This is a genomic window from Lacinutrix jangbogonensis (assembly GCF_000797445.1).
Classification (GTDB): Bacteria; Bacteroidota; Bacteroidia; order Flavobacteriales; family Flavobacteriaceae; genus Lacinutrix; species Lacinutrix jangbogonensis.
The window spans coordinates 79,481-99,384 of the sequence record NZ_JSWF01000025.1 but is presented as its reverse complement, the minus strand read 5'-3'; the positions used below and the strand labels follow the sequence as shown (position 1 = coordinate 99,384).

General features: G+C 32.5%; 16 protein-coding genes and 1 pseudogene. 11 read left to right on the top strand and 6 right to left on the bottom strand.

The window, feature by feature from the left end:
* The first annotated feature begins 36 nt into the window (after positions 1–36).
* The 4 genes from nadC (at position 37) to priA (ending at position 4,895) form a co-directional block, all read left to right on the top strand.
* Positions 37–897 (top strand): carboxylating nicotinate-nucleotide diphosphorylase, encoded by an 861-nt coding sequence (nadC, locus tag RH82_RS07230; RefSeq protein WP_034059364.1) that lies wholly within the window; start codon positions 37–39, stop codon positions 895–897.
* Between the two features lie 11 nt (positions 898–908).
* Entirely contained in the window at positions 909–1,919 is a 1,011-nt protein-coding gene (locus RH82_RS07225; protein WP_081979209.1) for a YihY/virulence factor BrkB family protein, read from the top strand.
* Positions 1,912–2,337 carry a DUF2147 domain-containing protein gene (locus RH82_RS07220; protein WP_034059362.1) on the top strand — a complete coding sequence of 142 codons (426 nt, stop codon included), beginning with the start codon at positions 1,912–1,914 and terminating at the stop codon, positions 2,335–2,337. The genes RH82_RS07225 and RH82_RS07220 overlap by 8 nt, the downstream gene beginning before the upstream one ends.
* A gap of 104 nt (positions 2,338–2,441) precedes the next feature.
* A complete protein-coding gene (gene priA / locus RH82_RS07215) occupies positions 2,442–4,895 on the top strand; it encodes a replication restart helicase PriA (RefSeq protein WP_034059360.1) in 2,454 nt (817 codons plus the stop codon).
* Between the two features lie 68 nt (positions 4,896–4,963).
* Here the strand turns inward: priA and RH82_RS07210 are convergent, their stop codons facing one another.
* A complete protein-coding gene (locus tag RH82_RS07210; RefSeq protein WP_034059358.1) occupies positions 4,964–5,659 on the bottom strand; it encodes a LytR/AlgR family response regulator transcription factor in 696 nt (231 codons plus the stop codon).
* Between the two features lie 209 nt (positions 5,660–5,868).
* On the opposite strand from RH82_RS07210, the gene rpsF reads away from it, so the two are divergent.
* The 6 genes and pseudogenes from rpsF to hisS all read left to right on the top strand — a co-directional run bounded on the left by rpsF (position 5,869) and on the right by hisS (position 10,541).
* Positions 5,869–6,207 carry a 30S ribosomal protein S6 gene (rpsF, locus tag RH82_RS07205; RefSeq protein WP_034059356.1) on the top strand — a complete coding sequence of 113 codons (339 nt, stop codon included), beginning with the start codon at positions 5,869–5,871 and terminating at the stop codon, positions 6,205–6,207.
* Positions 6,208–6,209: 2 nt separating this feature from the next.
* A pseudogene (gene rpsR / locus RH82_RS18145) lies at positions 6,210–6,505 on the top strand (30S ribosomal protein S18).
* A gap of 13 nt (positions 6,506–6,518) precedes the next feature.
* Entirely contained in the window at positions 6,519–6,968 is a 450-nt protein-coding gene (gene rplI, locus RH82_RS07200) for a 50S ribosomal protein L9 (protein WP_034059354.1), read from the top strand.
* 87 nt (positions 6,969–7,055) lie between these two features.
* Positions 7,056–7,955 carry a glycerophosphodiester phosphodiesterase family protein gene (locus RH82_RS07195; RefSeq protein ID WP_034059353.1) on the top strand — a complete coding sequence of 300 codons (900 nt, stop codon included), beginning with the start codon at positions 7,056–7,058 and terminating at the stop codon, positions 7,953–7,955.
* A gap of 120 nt (positions 7,956–8,075) precedes the next feature.
* On the top strand, positions 8,076–8,543 hold the full coding sequence (locus RH82_RS07190; RefSeq protein WP_034059351.1) for a DUF6495 family protein: 468 nt from the start codon (positions 8,076–8,078) through the stop codon (positions 8,541–8,543).
* Positions 8,544–8,867: 324 nt separating this feature from the next.
* Complete coding sequence (gene hisS, locus RH82_RS07185; protein WP_034059348.1) at positions 8,868–10,541, top strand: histidine--tRNA ligase; 1,674 nt, start codon at positions 8,868–8,870, stop codon at positions 10,539–10,541.
* Positions 10,542–10,555: 14 nt separating this feature from the next.
* Here hisS and RH82_RS07180 read toward each other — a convergent pair whose 3' ends face one another.
* Genes RH82_RS07180 through RH82_RS07160 form a run of 5 tightly spaced genes read right to left on the bottom strand, consistent with a single transcriptional unit; the run spans position 10,556 to position 16,331 of the window.
* Entirely contained in the window at positions 10,556–11,578 is a 1,023-nt protein-coding gene (locus RH82_RS07180) for a UDP-glucose--hexose-1-phosphate uridylyltransferase (protein WP_034059346.1), read from the bottom strand.
* Positions 11,579–11,597: 19 nt separating this feature from the next.
* Positions 11,598–12,746: a galactokinase gene (gene galK / locus RH82_RS07175; protein ID WP_034059342.1), complete on the bottom strand. Its 1,149-nt coding sequence runs from the start codon at positions 12,744–12,746 to the stop codon at positions 11,598–11,600.
* A 5-nt stretch (positions 12,747–12,751) separates the two neighbouring features.
* Positions 12,752–14,398, bottom strand: coding sequence for a solute:sodium symporter family transporter (locus tag RH82_RS07170; protein WP_081979208.1), 1,647 nt, complete (start codon positions 14,396–14,398; stop codon positions 12,752–12,754).
* A gap of 15 nt (positions 14,399–14,413) precedes the next feature.
* Entirely contained in the window at positions 14,414–15,328 is a 915-nt protein-coding gene (locus tag RH82_RS07165) for an aldose 1-epimerase (RefSeq protein ID WP_052158250.1), read from the bottom strand.
* 4 nt (positions 15,329–15,332) lie between these two features.
* Positions 15,333–16,331: a GntR family transcriptional regulator gene (locus RH82_RS07160; protein WP_034059337.1), complete on the bottom strand. Its 999-nt coding sequence runs from the start codon at positions 16,329–16,331 to the stop codon at positions 15,333–15,335.
* 140 nt (positions 16,332–16,471) lie between these two features.
* Between RH82_RS07160 and RH82_RS07155 the strand changes: the two genes are divergently transcribed.
* The gene (locus tag RH82_RS07155; protein ID WP_052158249.1) at positions 16,472–19,858 is read left to right on the top strand and encodes an endo-alpha-N-acetylgalactosaminidase family protein; all 3,387 of its coding nucleotides are present in this window, start codon (positions 16,472–16,474) and stop codon (positions 19,856–19,858) included.
* The last annotated feature ends 46 nt before the right edge of the window (positions 19,859–19,904 follow it).

Sequence of the window (19,904 nt, the reverse complement as noted above, 5' to 3'; positions counted from 1 at the left end):
ATCAATTTCTTATTTTAGCCTAAACAATTTTTAACAATGATTTCTCAAGAACAGTTTAATAAAGAAATAGAATTAATAATAGCCAACGCTATTCGTGAAGATGTTGGCGACGGAGACCATAGTTCGTTATCCTGTATTCCTGCAACTGCTCAAGGTAAAGCAAAGCTATTGGTTAAAGACAATGGTATAATTGCAGGCGTTGAATTTGCAAAACAAGTATTTGCTTATGTAGATCCTAAAATGAAAGTGGAAACTTTAATAGAAGATGGCAGTAATGTAAACTATGGAGACCTTGTTTTTTATGTAGAAGGTGCTTCGCAATCTATTTTAAAAGCAGAACGTTTAGTATTAAATGCTATGCAACGTATGAGTGCAATTGCGACTAAAACGAAGCTATTTGTAGATTTGTTAGATGGTACAGGAACCAAAATTCTAGACACTCGAAAAACCACTCCAGGCATTCGTGCATTAGAAAAATGGGCGGTTAAAATTGGAGGAGGAGAGAACCATAGGTTTGCTTTGTACGATATGATTATGCTTAAGGACAATCATATTGATTTCGCAGGCGGAATTACTAAAGCCATAGAAAAAACACAACACTATTTAAAAGAAACAAAACGCGATTTAAAAATTATAGTCGAAGCTAGAGATTTAAATGAAATTGAAGAAATTCTTAAAACCGAAGGCGTTTATAGAATTTTAATAGATAACTTTAATTATGAAGACACCAGAAAAGCAGTGAAACGTATTGGAAACCAATGTTTAACGGAAAGTTCTGGAGGAATAAACGAAAAAACCATTAGAGATTATGCCCTTTGTGGCGTAGATTATATTTCGTCTGGTGCCTTAACACATTCGGTTTATAATTTAGATTTAAGTTTAAAAGCTTTAGATTAAATAGCAAATTAATGCCAGAAGCAGTAGATAAGGAGTTAATAGAAGAAAAAGGTGTTGAAGAGCAACTTAAAGAACAGCAATTAAGAGATAAATTGCTTAAAATTCCTGTGCTTAATATTGTAATAAAATTATTGAGTAAGATAAAGTTACCAGGATTAAAAGGCTTATCGCTTTACGATTTGTTGGAGTTATATGTTATTGGTATTGCTAAAGGTGCATTAACAACACGAGCAAGTGCTATTGCCTATAGCTTTTTCACGGCCTTATTTCCATTTTTACTTTTTATTATAATTATTATACCAAGTATTCCAATACCCGAGTTTGAATCTGAGTTTTTAATCTTTCTAGAATCGGTATTACCACCAACTACAACCGATTTTTTTTCAGATAATATTTTTAAAACTCTACAAGGAAAAAATAATAATACGGGTTTATTATCTACAGTTTTAGTCGTAGCCATTTTTTTAATGACCAATGGTGTAAATGCCTTATTCTCTGGTTTTGAACACTCTTATCACCAACAATTGACACGTAATGTCTTCAGGCAGTATTTTTACGCCATGGGAGTAGCATTAATTTTATCTTTCCTCTTAATTTTAACGGTTGCAGTTTTGGGATATTTTCAAATTTATGTGGTAGATAATACTTTAGATTTTTTTAAGGAATATGGTTACGAATCCAGACGGAAAGCAGATTTTTGGGCTAATGTTGCCCAATATGGTTTCTTCGTTATTATTACATTTTTAGCAACAGCAACGCTCTATTACTTGGGAACACGAGAAGGTAGAAAAGCTAGTTTTTTCTCCGTTGGCGCATTGTTTACTACATTTTTAATTATAGTAACTTCTTATTTGTTTGGTGTTTATATTGAGAATTTTTCAAATTATAATAAGTTGTACGGTTCTATTGGAGCCTTATTAATATTGCTGTTTTATTTATGGTTGAATGCTAATATTTTGTTACTAGGGTTCGAATTAAATATGTCACTGTTAAAACTAAAAAAGCAACAATTAAATGAATAAACAGCTATTCGTTTTAGTGTTTCTGTTTTCCTTATCAGGAAATGCTCAAGATGTTTTTGGGCAATGGACTACAGTAGATGACGAAACAAAAGAGAAAAAATCTATTGTTGAAATCTTTAAAAGAGAGGGTGAAATTTTTGGTAAAATTATAGAGATATTTGATATTTCAAAAAGAGATTTATCTTGTATTCATTGTGAAGGAGAAGATTATAACAAGCCTATTTTAGGTTTGGAAATAATAAAAAACATGGAAGAGGACGGTGAATATTACAGAAAAGGAACTGTAATAGATCCCGAAAATGGAAAAACATACAAACTAAGATTAGCTTTAGATGAGGATGATAACGATCTCCTTCAAGTGCGAGGTTATATTGGTTTTTTCTACCAAACACAATATTGGGAACGCGTAAAGGAGTAATCAGTATTCAGTCATCAGTTAGCAGTTAATGTGAAATATGACAACTTTGAACACTGAACACTAAACACTAAACACTGAACACTAAACACTGAACACTAAAAAATTTGAACCACTACATAGACGTCATATTAGCCATTCCGCTAGAAAACATGTTTACTTATAGCATTACAAAAGCCGAATCTCAATTTTTAAAAGTTGGTATGCGCGTGTCTGTGCCTTTTGGTAAAACCAAAATCCATACTGGTTTAGTTGGTGCAATACATACCAATCCGCCACTAATATATGATGCTAAAGAAATCCATCAAATTTTAGATGAAAAGCCCATTGTAACTTCAAAGCAATTAGAATTTTGGCAATGGATTGCAAAATATTATATGTGTACTGTTGGTGAAGTGATGCGAGCAGCATTACCAAATGCGTTTATTTTGGAGAGTGAAACGCTGATAAGTAGAAACTTAAAAAAGGAAATAAAAGATACCGATTTAAAGGATGATGAATATCTAGTTTTTGAAGCTTTACACCATCAATCGAGCTTGAAAATTCAAGAGGTTTCTAGCATTCTCGATAAAAAGAATGTACTTCCAGTAATTAAAAGATTAATAGAAAAGGAAGTTATTTTACTGCAAGAAGAAATCTACGATAAATACAAACCTAAATATGTTAGGTATGTGAAATTGAAAGCAGAATATACTAGCGAAGTTGGTTTGCATCAATTATTAAACGATTTAAGTAGAGCCGAAAAACAAAAACAAGTAGTCATGACCTTGTTTTCTATTGCTGCAAAAACGAAGAAGCCGGTAAAAGTAAAAGACTTGGTAGAGGAGAGTGGGAGTTCGCCGGCAATTGTAAAGACTTTAATAAATAAAGGTTTTTTTGAGGACTATCATATTCAAACCGACCGTGTGCAATATGAAGGAGAAGATAATGAAGCTACGAAAGCTTTAAACGCATACCAAATAGAAGCGCTTAAGCAAATAAAAACCAGTTTCGAGACACAAAATGTTACGCTTTTACATGGCATAACATCTTCTGGAAAAACTGAGGTTTATGTAAAGCTTATAGAATCTGTTTTAGCAGAAGGGCGACAAGTCTTGTATTTGTTGCCAGAAATAGCTTTAACAACGCAATTGGTAACACGACTTCAAAACTATTTTGGAGATCAAGTTGCAGTGTTTCATAGTAAATACTCAGCGCATGAGCGCGTTGAGGTTTATAATCATGTGTTGGGCAATTCCGCGAAAGCGAAAATAATTTTAGGGGCACGTTCGTCTATATTTTTACCATTTCACGATTTAGGGTTGATTATAGTAGACGAAGAACACGAACAATCTTTCAAGCAATTTGATCCTGCTCCACGTTATCACGCAAGAGATGCAGCCATTGTATTAGCGCATTTGCATCAAGCGAAAACAGTATTAGGTAGCGCAACGCCAAGTTTAGAAAGCTATAATAATGCCGTGGAAAATAAATATGGGTTAGTAGAAATTAATCGACGTTATAATAATGTTCAACTGCCTGATATAGAGTTGGTGGATATTGCAGAGAAATATAAAAAGAAACGCATGAAAGGTCATTTTAGCGATAGAATGATCGAAGAAATTACCGAAGCTTTAGACGAAGGCTACCAAGTAATTTTGTTTCAAAACAGACGCGGTTATTCGCCAATTGTAGAATGTAATATCTGTGGGCATTCGCCAGAATGTCCTAATTGCGATGTGAGTTTAACGTATCATCAATTTAGAAAACAGCTGCGTTGTCATTATTGCGGACATACCAATGCCATGTTGCTAAAATGCATGGCCTGTGGGACTTCTAATTTAGATACAAAAGGTTTTGGTACAGAGCAAATAGAAAGTGAAGCAAAAACACTATTTCCAAAGGCTAAAGTGGCACGAATGGATTTAGATACCACACGTGGGAAATATGGGTACGAGAAAATAATTACTGCTTTAGAGCAACAGGAAATAGATATTTTGGTTGGTACACAAATGCTAACCAAAGGATTAGATTTTAGAAATGTGAAGCTCGTAGGTGTTATGAATGCTGATAATTTACTTAATTTTCCAGATTTTAGAGCACACGAGCGTAGTTTTCAATTGATGCTTCAGGTTTCTGGTCGTGCAGGAAGAACAAAAAAGCAAGGAAAAGTTTTGATACAAACATATAATCCTTATCACAAAATTTTACAGCAAGTCTCCATTAACGATTATCTTGGGATGTTTAAAGAACAGTTGCAAGAACGTCGCGATTTTAAATATCCTCCATTTTACAGGCTTATAAAAATAACACTTAAACATAGAGATTATAATAAGGTAGAAACAGCAAGCGATTGGTTTGCGAAATCGTTGAGACAAGTTTTTAAAGCCAATGTTTTAGGTCCTGAATTTCCTGGAGTATCACGCGTGAGAAATCAATATTTAAAAAATATACTTATTAAAATTCCACAACAACAATCTTTAGGTAAAACAAAAGAAGCGATCAAAAAAATCAACACTAGTTTCGAGGCCATTGGTCCTTTTAAAGGTGTTCGGGTTATTTTGAATGTGGATAATTATTAAATATCGCGCGCACAAAAAATCCCACGCTTTCAAGTAGGATTTTTATATTATATTAAAACTATTTTAGTTTAATGATTACTTAAAGCATCAGCAAGTGTAGTCTTTTTATTTCTACTTAAAGGAATTTCGTAAGAACCAACTTCAACATTTTTACTGTTAAATCGATCTATTTTATCAAGATTCACAATATAAGATTTGTGAATTCTTAAAAACTTACCTTCTGGTAATTCGCCTTCAAAAGCTTTCATTGTAGATAATATTACAAGAGAAGTGTCTTCTGTTACTAATTTTACATAATCGCCAAGAGCTTCAATCCACTTAATATCATTAATATACACTTTACGTTTTTTAAGGTTACTTTTTACAAAAATGTGTTCTCCTTCGGTTTCGTTAAAGTCTAGTTTAAGTTTGTTTTGTTCTAAAGCCTTACTAACTGCTTGGTTAAAGCGTTCACGTGTAATAGGTTTTTGTAGGTAATCTGTTGCATCGTAGTTAAAAGCTTTAAATGCATATTCAGTTTTTCCGGTAACAAAAATAATTTGAGGCTTGTTATTTAATACATCTAAAAGTTCGAAACCATTAAGTACAGGCATTTCAATATCTAAAAAGATAAGATCTACCTTTTGTGTATTCAAACCATTTTTTGTTTCTAAAGCACTGCTGTATTCTGCAATGAGGTTCAGTGAATTGTTGTTCTCTATCAATTTAACTATTGAAAGCCTTTGAATTGCAGAATCATCAACCACTACACAATTTAGAGTCATAGCGTTATTATATTATGGGTTATTATCGACAAACATACAAAAAATGCGGATTAAAACCTAAAAACATCGTTAAAATGTAAATATTAACATGTTTTTTTAATTATAAAGGGAACTAATTATTAGTGTTTCATTTTAATTGAAAAAGAATTGTGTGTTACTATAAAAAGAGTTATTTTTGCACTCATTTTAACACAAATAAATAGATTTTTATGAATCATTACGAAACTGTTTTCATCTTAAATCCCGTTTTATCTGATACACAGATAAAGGAGACAGTAAAGAAGTACGAAGAATTTCTTACGTCTAGAGGAGCAAAGATGGTATCCAAAGAAGATTGGGGACTTAAAAAGTTAGCTTACCCAATTCAAAACAAAAAAAGTGGTTTTTACCACTTATTCGAGTACACCGTAGATGGTGAACACATTAATCCTTTAGAAGTAGAGTTTAGACGTGATGAGCGTTTTATGCGTTACTTAACTGTAGCTTTAGACAAGCACGCGATTTCGTGGGCAGAGAGAAGAAGAGTTAAATTAAAAGTAAAAGCGTAATTATGGCATCTATAGAGCAACAAGCAAAAGGAAAAAAGAAGGTGAAATTAGATATTTAACACCTTTAAACATTGACACGAACAAGCAGAAAAAGTATTGTCGTTTCAAGAAATCTGGAATCAAGTATGTAGATTACAAAAATCCAGACTGGTTAATTGGTTTTATTAACGAGCAAGGTAAAATTTTACCAAGACGTTTAACAGGAACTTCTTTAAAGTACCAAAGAAAAGTATCTGTAGCAGTAAAAAGAGCGCGTCACTTAGCGTTATTACCTTATGTAACAGATTTATTAAAATAAAATAATCATAACAATGGAACTTATATTAAAACAAGACGTTGAAAATTTAGGATTTAAAGACGATGTTGTAACGGTTAAGAACGGTTATGGTAGAAACTTTTTAATTCCTACAGGTCACGCTGTGTTAGCTACATCTTCTGCAAAGAAAGTATTAGCTGAAAACTTAAAGCAACGTGCATATAAAGAAAAGAAAGAAATTGGAGATGCAACAGCAATTGCTGACGCTATCAAAGGTTTAGAGATTAAAATTGCTTCAAAAACTGGTCAAGGAGACAAGTTATTTGGTTCTGTAAACAACATTAACGTTGCAGAAGCATTAGCAAAAGAAGGTCACACGATAGATAAAAAATTCATCTCAGTAGTAGGTGGAAATGTTAAACGTTTAGGTAAGTATAATGCTGCTATACGTTTACATAGAGCAGTATCTGCAGACATTCAGTTTGAGGTTGTAGCGCAAGCTTAAGATTTTAAATCACATAATACTAAACCGTTTGGAGCTTCTCTAAACGGTTTTTTTAATTTTAATTTTTACGCTTTCGCGGAATTACCAATGAAAAAGCATTTATATTTTATACTATTATTGACCTTTGTTGTGTCTTGCAAGAAAGGAGTTTCTAATCATTCTACTTCAACTGAAGCTGGAATACAAACTATTAAAAAGTCGGTATTATTAGAGTCTTTTAAACACAAACCAAGCGCAACTCCAATAATAAGTGTGCATCGTGGAGGAAAAAGTATTAAAAATCATCCAGAAAACTGTCTAGAAACATTACAATATGTAAATGATAGTATTCCTGCTATCTACGAAATAGATGTTGCTAAAACAAAAGACAATCAGTTAGTACTTTTACATGATAATAGTTTAGAACGTACAACTACAGGAACTGGGAAATTAACAGACTTTACTTATCAAGCACTACATGCTTTTAATTTAGAAGACGATTTTGGAAATGAAACCACTTTTAAAATCCCATTATTTACAGACGTTTTAAAATGGGCTAAAGCGAATGCTGTAGTATTAACTGTAGATATTAAACGCAGCGTTGCAGTAGAAACTGTTATAGATGCTATTAGAGCAGAAAGGGCAGAAGATGTTTGCATCATTATAACGTATAATATGGAACAAGCTCAGAAAGCTTATAAATACGCTCCAGAGCTATTGCTATCTGTTTCTGCTAGAAATGAAAAGGAATTAAACTGGTTATTACAATCGAACATACCAACAGAAAACATGTTAGCCTTTACTGGGACACGTTTATCGCAAAACGATTTTTATAAGCAAGTGCAATCTCATGGTATAAAAACGATATTAGGTACTTTAGGTAACCTAGATAAGCAAGCAGAAACTAAAGGCGATGTACCCTATAAAGTATGGCAAGAAAAAGGAATAGATGTTTTTGCAACAGATAGACCTTTTGCCACAGCAAAGGCTTTAGGTGTAAAAAAATAAGAATAATAAGATTTCCGTAGTTTACACTGAGCACAGTCCAAGTATGGAAATGACAAGAAATTATTAGATGAACCCGTTTACGGAAACCATTTTACCTTCTAGTAAAATAAAAGATACAAAATGAAATATTCAAGACTTACAAAAGAACAATTTGAAGAATTACAACAAGAGTTTATAAACTTTTTGGCGACGCAATCTATTACAGGAGATGAGTGGACCAATTTAAAAGCGAATAAACCAGAATTGGCAGAAATGGAATTAGATATCTTTAGCGATTTAATTTGGGAAGGTGTTTTAAAACAAGCGAAGTATTTAGAACATATCTCGCCAAAGGATATTCATTTATTTGCTTTAAACGAAGACCACATGCATTTAATTGGTGTAAAAGTAAAAGACGAAGCAGATTTAACTACAGCAGAAGGTTTTAATTGGTTGCGTAATAATTTAATGCATGATAATGTAGAGTTTGTACAAGCTAAAAAAGAGTATACTAAAGATAAAAATTTGGATAAATTCACATTGATTGAACAAGGCTCAAATATTACAAAAGGAGAATTGTATGCGTATTTGTCTAAGCTTATAAACTAAACTAAACTAAACTACATTATTTGTCACTTCGAGTGATTCCGAAGTATAAGGAATTGTATCGAGAAGTCATTATCGGTTCTCTTTACGCTTCGTAATCTAGCAGACGCTTTTAGATTATACTTTTTTCTAATAAAAAAAGAACATAATGACGGAAACAATTTAAAATTAAAACTACTATTTTTGTCTTTTAGTATTTCTGCGCTGCGCTTATTGAAGTGCGATGGGGAATCCATTTAAAAGTAACGTCACTTCGAGTAATTTGTGAAGCATAAACAAATTGTATAGACAAGACATAAAAAAAAACCTTTTTCAAAGGGAATAGATATGGCACAAAAACCAAGCATACCAAAAGGAACAAGAGATTTTAATCCAGAACAAGTTGCAAAACGTAACTATATTTTTAGTACTATAAAATCTCAGTTTCAAACCTTTGGTTTTCAACCTATAGAAACACCAAGCTTCGAAAATAGCGATACGCTAATGGGAAAGTATGGTGAAGAAGGTGATCGCTTGATTTTTAAGATTTTGAATAGTGGTGATTATTTGAAGGGACTTGATGATAGTTTTTATCGTAATATATTTCTTGTAAAAGTTAGAATTAACAATGGATATGACGCATTAGTTGAATTTTTTAAGCGTAATCCTGAAATAGCAAAGTCTTGTGATAATGAAGATTACATGTCTAAAGAGCTCATGACTTTTGATTGGTTTCATAATGAAGACTTTCTTTTGCTTGGATTCAGAAAGGACTATGTTCTTTATAAATTGACTAAAGTATATTTTGAGTCAAACTTAGGAGAGAATGGTAGTTTACAGGAAGGAATTAAATCTCTTTTTGTTAAAGAAGCTGTAGAGAGGTATCTTAAAAACGTTTCTAATAAAACTACTTCTAAAATCTCAGAAAAAGCCTTACGCTACGATCTCACAGTCCCATTCGCACGCTACGTTGTGCAACACCAAAACGAAATAGACTTCCCTTTCAAGCGTTACCAAATGCAACCGGTTTGGAGAGCAGACAGACCACAAAAAGGCCGTTTTAGAGAATTTTACCAGTGCGATGCAGATGTTGTTGGTAGCGATTCGCTTTGGCAAGAAGTAGAGTTTATACAACTGTATGATAATGTGTTTTCTGCTTTAGGTTTAAAAGGCACAACCATAAAAATTAACAACCGTAAGATATTATCTGGTATTGCAGAAGTCATTGGAGCAAGTGATAAGCTTATCGATTTTACTGTGGCTTTAGATAAATTAGATAAAATAGGAGAGGAGAAGGTTAAAGAAGAAATGTTGGGCAGAGGGATTCCACAAAACGGAATTGATAAATTACAACCTTTATTTTCTTTATCAGGAACTTTTGAAGCTCAAATAGAAAGTTTAAAAGGAATTCTTAGTACTTCCGATGATGGAAATAAAGGGATTGAAGAATTAGATTTTATAAATAACGCAATTAGCACATTGGGTTTACAAACAGCTACATTACAGTTAGATGTTACTTTAGCACGTGGACTAAACTACTATACTGGAGCCATTTTTGAAGTTTCCGCTCCAGAAGGTGTCAAAATGGGCTCGATTGGAGGAGGTGGAAGATATGCCGATTTAACAGGTGTTTTTGGATTGAAGAATGTAAGTGGTGTTGGTATAAGTTTTGGTTTAGACCGCATCTATTTGGTGCTTGAAGAATTAGGTTTATTCCCAGAAACGATTGCGAAAAGCACAGAGGTTATGTTTATTAACTTTGGTGATAAAGAAGCATTGTTTAGTTTGCAAGCAATAAAAACGTTACGCGAATCTGGAATTAATGCAGAATTGTATCCAGATAAAATTACCAACGGGAAGCACATGAAAAAGCAAATGAATTATGCTAATAAGCGTAATATTCCATTTGTTGTATTAGTAGGTGATGAGGAAATGAATAATAACCTTTACACATTAAAGAATATGAAATCTGGTGAGCAGTCTAAGGTGTCGTTGGATGAGGTTATAGCGAAGGTGAAATAAAAGAAATTACGGCTTTATTCAAGCAGTGCTTTTAATTTATCTGCAGCTTGTTCTGCAGTAATATCTCTTTGAGGCGAACCAAACATTTCATAACCTACCATAAACTTCTTAACCGTTGCACTTCTTAAAAGTGGCGGGTAGAAACTCATGTGCAAATGCCAGTGATCATTGGTTTCTCCATTTGTTGGAGCTTGATGAATGCCGCTAGAATATGGAAATGAAGTCTCAAATAATTTATCGTAGGCTACTGTAATTTTTGAGATAGCATCAGCAAAAGCAAGATTTTCTTCATTATTAAGTTCCGTAATATTTCGTTTTTGTGTTTTTGAAACAATCATCGTTTCAAAAGGCCAGATAGCCCAAAAAGGTGTTAATATTACAAAATGTTCGTTTTGGTATATAATACGTTCTTGAGCTTCTATTTCTTGCTTTAAGTAATCTCCAAGGAGACTGCTCTTATTTTTGATATAATATGCATTTTGATGTTTGTCTTTTTTATCTACCTCATTTGGAAGTGTAGATTGACTCCATATTTGTCCGTGTGGATGTGGATTACTACAGCCCATAACAGCGCCTTTATTTTCGAAAATTTGCACATAGTTTATATTATAGTTAGCGCCCAACTCTGTATATTCTTTTTGCCAGGTTTTTACAACTTTATCAATATCTTCAACAGCCATATCTGCTAAACTTTTAGAGTGGTCTGGACTAAAACAAATGACTTTACAGATACCTTGTTCGCTTTCTGCTTTTAATAAACCTTCAGATATATTAAATTTAGGAGAAGTAGTCTGCAGTGCAGCAAAATCGTTAGTAAATACAAAAACAGCATTGTATTCAGGATTTTTTTCGCCATTAATTCTAGTGTTTCCAGCACATAAGTAACAGCTAGGGTCGTGCGTTGGACGTTGCTCATTATAAATTTCTTCATGCTGCCCTTGCCATGGTCGTTTTGCTCTATGAGGAGATACTAAAACCCATTCTCCAGTTAATATATTTAGCCTCTTGTGTGAGTAGTCTTGAAGATTTGAATTCATTTTATAATACTATTGTTTGTTAACTAACAATTTGTGTTCCTTGTGATAATTTTACGCTATAAATTGAACACTCCTTTTCGAATGTTGCTCTAAAATTTTTAGAGACCTCCTTTTTGAAGTTTTTAAATTCTTTTTTAAGTATTAAGTTAATGGTACAACCACCAAAACCTCCACCCATCATTCGTGCGCCTAGAATATGCGGATTTTCTTTTGCTCTGTCTACTAAAAAATCTAATTCATCACAACTTACTTTATAATTAGTACTTAATCCTTCGTGTGATTGATACAATAGATTTCCTAACAGTTTTAAATCCTTTTTTTTTATCGCTTCTGAAAATAATTTAACACGATTGTTTTCATTTATAACAAATAGCGCTTTCTGGTAATCTTCATTAGAAATATCGCTTTTTATGCAATCTAAATCTGCTTTAGAAGCATCTCTTAATGCATCGATATTTAATAATTTTGATACTTTTTCACAAACGTCACGTCTATCATTATAAGCGCTTTCAGATAAATCATGCTTCACATTAGTGTTAATAAGTATCAATTTATATGAAGTGAAATCTATTTTAAAAGTTTCAGATGCGATGGCTCTGCAGTCTAACAAAAGGGCACTCTTTTTAACACCAAACATACTTGCATATTGGTCCATGATGCCACATTTAACACCAACGTAATTATGTTCTGCTTTTTGAGATATAACAATCATTTCATGTTTTGATAAGCCTAAATTAAATAATGTATTCAATCCAAAAACAAAACTATTTTCTAGAGCTGCAGAAGAAGACATGCCTGCGCCTCCAGGAATATTACCTGCAAATACACTATTAAAATTACCAACGCGTTTACCTAGCACTTGCAATTCTGCAACAACACCAATAACGTAATTTCTCCAGCCTCCATTTTCAATGGGTTTTATGTTTTTAGTTTCGAACTCGTATAACGCTTCTTTGTTTAACGCATACACTTTACTATTGCTAGAATCACTTTTACTTATCGCAAGTGCAATACCTTTATTTATGGCTGCAGGAAAAGCAAAACCATCATTATAGTCTGTATGCTCACCTATAAGGTTTATTCTCCCTGGAGAAAAAACGATAAGCGGCTTAGTTTTAAAGTGCTTTTTAAAACTACTTTTAACTTCTTTTATTAATTTTTTATTCATAATAATTATGCAAAATAAATATAAACACCGATTACAATTACGCAAATAGTAATGCCAACTTGTTTGGTATATTTCCAGGGTGTAATATCTACTTGTTTTGTATATTCTTGTACAAAAGGTTCTTTTCTAGGTTTAATTTTTCCAATGATTAACATAATGGCTACGTTTAGTGCAAATAGAATTGCCATAACATCTAAAAAGTGTGGGTAGGCCTCTGCTTCTGCCAAAACTAAAGCTGCTTTATCTGTTATACCTGATGCTCTAGCTGATTCTAATGCTTTATTTATAAAGTAGGGTTGAAGAAAAAACTGACTGATTATGTACAATAAACATCCAGATACTAATCCGATTTTTGCAGCAATTGCAGGTACGCGTTTGGTTAAATAGCCGACAATGATAATAGAAAAAATTGGAATACTATAAATACCGTTGATCTCTTGTAAATAGTCAAATAAACTTCCTGCATTTGCAATAAGTGGGGCAATAAACATAGCGGCAATGGCTAAAATGATACCAAAGGTTTTTCCGTATTTTACAACTGTTTTTTCATCTGCATCTTTATTGATATGTTGTTTGTAAACATCAATACCAAACAAAGTTACAGAACTATTTAACACGCTATTAAAAGAGCTTAAAATAGCTCCAAATAGCACAGCAGCAAAGAAACCTACCCAAGCGCTTGGTAAAACCTTTTTTACTAACATTGGATAAGCACTATCGGCGCTTTCTAAGTTTCCTTGAAAGATATGATAAGCAATTATACCTGGTAATACAACAATTATTGGTCCTAGTATTTTTATAAAGGATGCTAATAATAATCCTTTTTGTCCTTCTTTTAAATCTTTAGCACCAAGAGCTCTTTGAATAATTTGTTGGTTGGTTCCCCAATAAAACAACTGTACTAGCATCATCCCTGTGAAAATGGTATAAAATGGCACAGGATCTGTTGGTCCACCCATAGATTGAAACTTATCTGGATTTTCTGTTGTAAGGATATGTAGTCCATCAAATAGGTTGCCATCACCAATCATCATTAGTCCAAATATTGGAATTAAAATACCACCAACTAATAAACCAATAGCGTTAATAGAGTCTGAAACTGCTACTGCTTTTAAACCACCGAAAACAGCGTAAATAGAGCCTATAATGCCAATACCCCAAACACAAATCCATATAGACTGTGTATGTGTAACGCCTAATAGTTCTGGAACATCGAACATGCCACTAATGGCTAGAGATCCAGAATACAATATTACAGGAAGTAAAACCACAACATAGCCAGAAAGAAATAATACTGAGGTTAGTGTTTTTGTAGTAATATCAAAACGTTCCGCTAAAAACCCAGGAACAGTTGTTAAGCCGCCCTTTAAATATCGAGGTAATAGAAATAGCGCTGTTACAACCATAGCAATTGCGGCTAATGTTTCCCATACCATAACAGATAATCCACTTTGGTACGATGAACCGTTTAGTCCAACAATTTGTTCGGTAGATAAGTTAGTAAGTAATAGAGATCCAGCAATTACACCAGCTGTTAGGCTTCGACCACCAAGAAAGTAACCATCTGAAGATGATTCTTCTGTATTTCTTGTTTTTAAATAAGATATTACGGCTACCAAAACTGTAAATCCAATGAATGTTAAGAATTGCATAATGTATTTGATTAGTTAGTTAGTTAGTTTAGTGTCAAGTGTTAGAATTGCCATATTCCATTTCATAGTGTAAGTTTGATTAGGCTCTAGCGTTTGTAAACCTATTTTATTATTAAAATTATCTGCAGCACCTGTCATGGGCTCAATTGCTATAATATTGGGTTGATTTGGTGTGTACAGTTGCAAGAAATTTTCTTTTGATGAAGACCTTAAATTAAAACAATATTCTGGTGTTGAAAAATCTATTTCATTGGTTTCAAGAGGATAGCCATCGTCTAATTTTACATTATTTAGTTTAAAAGGTGTTTCAAAATCTAAATCGGTTTTACCTGAAATAATTTGCTGACTATCACATAAATACTTTTTACTACCCTTAAAATTTATTGAACTATTGTTCAAATTCAAACTATTAAAATACGGATGCCACCCTAATGTAAAAGGGAAGGGTTTTTTACTTTTGTTTACAACCTTAATAGATAAAGTAATGCCACATTTACTTAATGTGTAAGTCAGTTCTATATTAAATTTAAACGGAAACCCTTCAAGTTTACTTTTGTTCTTATATTGCAAGGTTACAGAGCCATAATCAGATGTTGTTGCTTTATTAGTACAAGTAAATGTCTTATCGTAAACTAAGCCGTGTATTGCATTATTTTTGTCTTTTTCGTTACAGTCTAGCTTATATTTTGAATTCTTAAAAGTGTATTCACCATCTTTAATTCTATTGGCAAAAGGAAATAGAATAGCAGACGCATAATTGTTTTTATAGGTTGAGGTCTCTAAATTTGCAAGAATTTGAATATTTTCAAATACAAGGTTGCTTAATCGCCCACCTTGACTAAGGCAAATTTTAGCTTTTGAAGTTTTAGTTGCGTTTGAAAGGGCTATAAAACTTCGTTTGTTAATTTTTATTTGGGTAACTGTATACAAATTTTTATAAGGATTTTCTTAGAATTAAACTATTCGGGTTTTCTACTTGTGCGAATTCATTATTAATAATCATTTCTGCTAAGCGTTGTCCCATGAGATTAAAATTGGTTGAAATTGTCGTTATCCCACCTTCAACTATTTCTTTTAGAAGTGTATCATTGTAAGATATTATGCCAATGTCTTTAGCTATAATGAGCTGTTTTTCTTTAATTTTTTTTATTATTCTAATTAAATTTTTATCATCTAAAACAATGTATAACTCTTTGTTAAATAGTGTTCTACCGTTTAAAGTGTCTATAATTTCACTTTTTATATTATTATGAGTGCAAAACAACTGAAAACCATCTAAAAGTCCTTTTGGTTGTCTTAATTCAGGGTATAAAAGAATCACCTTTTCATACTTCTTTATTTTATCCAGTCCAGCTTGAAGACCTAAATACATATCCTTCTTGAAATTTTGATGAATTGAAGGGTATTTTGATAATTGATTATTTGTCTGGTCCAAGATGTAAACTTTATCTTTAGGAAGTCGCGCTATTATATTTTCCGTTTCTTTTAGGTTTGCAGGCATAATAACGTAATAGCTATAATTTCCAGCATTATCACTAATTAGCCTATTAAAGACATCATAATTAAAATGATGAAAATAAATATCTACCTGTACGTTTTCGCCCATACCAATTAAGAACGAATTGTACAAATCTTCTTTAAATGAGTTGAGCTCGTCAAACAGTAAAAATACTTTCTGGTTTACATCAACATCTACGCTATTTACATAATAGCCTTTGCCAACTATTGATTGAACAATTCCGCGAGTTTTTAATTCGTTAAATGCAGTAAGAACAGTATCTCTAGATAGAGAATGTTGGTTTTTTATACTATTTAAAGATGGTAATTTATCGCCTTTTTTTAACGCACCACTAACTATAGCCTTTTCAATTGATGCTACAATTTGTTTGTATTTAGGTACGCCAGATTTATCTCTAATTGTTACAATTCCCATAGGTCAAATATATAATAAAAATTTAAACATTAAACTGGTAGGTACTAGTATGTTTTGTGTGATTTATTTAATTAGTTTAGCAAACTATTAAATTTGTATAATTGATTTAATAAAAAATAATAAACTAAATAAGTAAGCAGATGAGAGCATTATATACGTCAATTTTATGTTGTTGTATTTCTTTAACAACATTAGCGCAAAAAGTAACTCAATTGCAGTCAAATGCATTAAGTGTTACTGTAGATAAAACATTTCCTAGAATTATTAACTATCAATGGAAGGCTTCAGGAGCAGTTATGTCTGCTAATAAAAATCAATTAAGTTCCATGCTTATCAATGGTGATAGTTATTCGCCAATAGTTAGGGCTAAAACAGAAAATAATAAAATACTTTATACGCTTTCAATTACCGAATTAGATTTAGAAATTAAACTTCATATTTCTGTTCTAAAAAATATCGTGTCGTTAAAATTTGATACAATAATAGAAAATGGTGTTTTTAAAGTTCATACTATCGAATTCCCAAACCATAGTTTATTAAGTGTAAAAAGTACTGATAAAAATGGGCAGTTCTCAGGTTCAAAAATGTTTACTGCAGTTAAAGGAACTGGAGATATTTTTCAAAAAATAACTAAAAAAACACCAGTCGATAGTATTGCAAAAGGGTATTTATATGCTATTGTAAACACAAGAAACCTCGCGGGAGCAATCTGGTCTAATGCAGTACAAGAGAAGACTGATAGTATGCGTTTACAAAAGCAAACAATAAAACAAAGCGGCCTTAAAACAACTAAAGTGTGGAGCGGATCTTGGATTTATAGAGCAAAAGGAATGATAAAACCGAGTCCTTTACCAGAACTAAAAATTGTGATTACCAATGATGTAAATAAAGATAATCAAGTAGATTGGCAAGATGGAGCAATCGCTTATAGAGACATTCTAAATACGCTTGTTGGCTCTGAGAAAATTCCAAACATGGTTGTACAAAGAATACCAATGAATTTTGCGAGTCAAGCAACCAATCCGTTTTCAAAATCTTTAGAGGAAACCAAACGTATATTCCTAAATACAGACGGACTTGGACAATATGTAATTTTGAAAGGATATGGATCGGAAGGGCATGATTCTAAACATCCAGACTATGCAGATATTGGACATAGACAAGGTGGAGCAGAAGAGCTCAATGTTTTGGCTAATGCAGCTAAAAAATATAACACATCTATAGGAGTCCATATTAACGGCACAGAATCGTATCCAGAAGCACAAGCGTTTAATGAAACATTAATAGATAAGAAAAGAAAAGGTTGGAACTGGTTAGATCAATCTTATTATATGGATAAAAGATATGATGGTGTTTCTGGTAATAGACTTCGAAGAATAAAGGCATTGAAAGATCAAGTACCAGCTTTAGACTTTTTGTATGTAGATGTGTGGTATGCAAAAGGAAGTTGGGATAGTAGACAATTAGGAAGAGAAATTCACTCTTTAGGATTGTATTATACAACAGAGTTTCCTCAAGATCATGAATACGATGCAATTTGGAATCATTGGGCAGTAGATTATAAATACGGCGGAAAAACGATTAAAGGATACAATAGTAAAATTGTTCGTTTTATTAGAAATCACCAAAAAGACACTTGGATAGCAAAACATCCTTTATTAGGCGGTACAGAAATGGTGGATTTTGAAGGTTGGCAAGGAAGAATTAATTATGATGATTGCATAAATGTAACATTTGATATTAATTTGCCTACCAAATATTTACAGCATTTTCCTATTAAAAAATGGGAAGAAAAAAGCATCATTTTTACTGATGGAATTAAAGTATCTATAGATTCAGGAGAAAGAATCATAACAAAGAATAATAATGTGTTATTAAAAGGAAATATGTATTTGTTGCCGTGGAATCCTAGAACGGAAGAAAAATTATACCATTGGAATGATAATGGTGGAAGTTCTTCTTGGCAATTACCTACTTCCTGGAAAAGCGTATCTACTGTTTATGTATATCAATTAACAGATTTAGGAAAGATGAATGAGGAAGAAATTTCTGTGGTTAACAATCAAGTTGAACTTTCAGCGAAACCTAAAATCCCTTATGTTATTTATAAAAAGAAACAGCAAAAAGAAACCATGGTTTGGGGAGAAGGTTCGTTGGTTAAAAACATGGGCTTTAATAGTGGTGATTTAGACAGATGGAAGCTAAATGGAGCAAATACCGCAGTTAAAAGAAATGAAAATGGACAATACGAATTGTCAATAGATAAAGGAGAAAAAGTTAGTGTAAGTCAAACACTTAAAAGGTTACCTAAAGGACATTATTATGCTTCTGTTTATGTAAATACACAAAATAGAAAAGCAACTCTAGAGGTGAAAACAAAAAATAAATCAACATCAAAATATGCACTCAATTCTTTATGGGAAAACTATATTGCAGCCGATAGTAAACATGGTGCAAACATGCAAAGAATGTATGTGCACTTTGATGTAGAAGCGCATCATGAAGATGTTGAATTAGTTTTAAAGGCAGATAAAGGTAGTGGTAAAGTGTTGTTTGATAATATTAGAGTAAAAGCTATTGCCCAAACAAAAAAAGCAGACAGCCTCTATTTTGTAGAAAATTTTGAACATGTGCCATCAGGAATTTTTCCATTTGTTAAAGGCCCTGCTGGAGGAGCAAATGACCCAAGAATTCATTTAGCAGAATTGCATGCGCCTTACACCCAAAAAGGTTGGAGTGGAAAAAAAGTGGACGATGTAATCGAGGGAAAATGGTCGTTGAAATTGCACGAAAATGTAAACGGACTTGTAGTTCAAACTATTCCTCAAAATGTGGGTTTCGAAGCAGGGAAAAAATATACCGTTACTTTTAAATATCAAACAGAATCCAATGATTATTCATTTGCGATAGGGGATAATACTGAAATAATATCAGAAAATGTTATTGCGGCTCAGTTAGAAACGCAAACTTACTCGGTTACTTTTATGGGTTCTAAATCTGGTAATACATGGATTGGTTTTGTTAAGAATAATAAAAAGGAATCGGATCTTATTATTGATAATATTGAAATAAAAGAACACAAAACCAATAACTGGACAATTACGGAATCTTCTTCTGAAGAAGCTTCTGGAGAAGGCCCGAACAACGGGCATGCAAAACACGCCATCGATTTTAATAGTGACACTTATTGGCACTCAGCTTGGAATGATTCTCAGCCAAGCTATCCGCATTATTTGGAGGTTAATTTAAATAAAGAGCAAGTCATTAAAGGGTTTACTTTTTTGAATAGAAAAGCTAAATATAACGGCAGACCAAAAGACATTACTATTGAAACAAGTGCAGATGGTTCAATTTTTCAAAGCCTTGGTAATTTTAAATTGGGAGATGGTAGTAAAAAACAAGTAATACAATGGCCAACTCCACTAACTATCAAATATTTTAAAATTATAATTACAAGTGTTTATGATGATCATTCAGGAGAAGATGTGTTTTTTACACATTTAGCAGAAGTAGGCGTTACAGAGTAGAACTTGTTAAGCAAAAAGCAAAAAGCACAACGTATCTTAAAACGAA